Source organism: Pseudomonas sp. P5_B2, from assembly GCF_056400445.1.
In genome coordinates this window covers 1-866 of sequence record NZ_JBFULH010001204.1, presented here as the reverse complement: position 1 = coordinate 866, position 866 = coordinate 1, and the positions used below count along the sequence as shown (strand labels likewise).

General features: G+C 53.3%; 2 protein-coding genes. Both read right to left on the bottom strand.

Going from position 1 to position 866, the window contains the following annotated elements:
• A partial coding sequence (locus AC1DRJ_RS30230) for a hypothetical protein (protein WP_477805347.1) occupies positions 1–190 on the bottom strand: 190 nt, incomplete at its 3' end.
• Between the two features lie 41 nt (positions 191–231).
• On the bottom strand, positions 232–866 hold a 635-nt coding region (locus AC1DRJ_RS30225), incomplete at its 5' end, for an AAA family ATPase (RefSeq protein WP_477805346.1).

The following is an 866-nucleotide window of genomic DNA, read 5'->3' as shown; positions in this document are numbered from 1 at the left end:
GGATAACCATGTGCGGATAAACCACAACATCACGCAATGGCAGGAGAGGCAATTCGATGGTTGTCTTCATGATTTCGCCTCTACGGCGGCCATAAGGCCGTAAACAGATGGAAGTAAGCTTGAAACCAAGATGGGGGCTGCCTTCAAAAAAAACAAGCACAAAGACAGGGATAAAAGGCAGTAAAAGCAAAGGGGCCCGAAGGCCCCTTCTTTGTTCCAGCTGCGTGACGCTTAGGCGTCTGGCGCGGCCTTGGCAGCAGGCTCACTGTTTTCGTAGATATACAGTGGCTTGGACTTGCCTTCTATAACGCTTTCATCGATCACTACTTTACTCACCTCGGACTGCGAGGGGATTTCATACATAGTGTCGAGCAATACGCCTTCGAGAATCGAACGCAGTCCACGGGCACCGGTCTTGCGTTCCAGGGCACGTTTGGCGACCGATTTCAGTGCGTCGGCCCGGAATTCCAGGTCCACGCCTTCCATCTCGAACAACTTGGCATACTGCTTGGTCAGAGCATTTTTTGGCTCGGTGAGAATCTGCATCAATGCAGCCTCATCAAGCTCGTCCAGCGTTGCAAGTACCGGCAGACGACCAACGAATTCCGGGATCAGACCGAACTTGACCAGATCGTCAGGCTCGACTTCACGCAGGGATTCACCGACTTTCTTGCCTTCTTCCTTGCTGCGCACTTCCGCGTTGAAACCAATGCCGCCCTTGGTGGAACGGTTTTGAATAACCTTTTCCAGACCGGAGAACGCACCACCGCAGATGAACAGGATGTTACGGGTGTCGACCTGAAGGAATTCCTGCTGCGGATGCTTGCGACCACCTTGCGGTGGAACGGAAGCGACCGTGCCTTCGA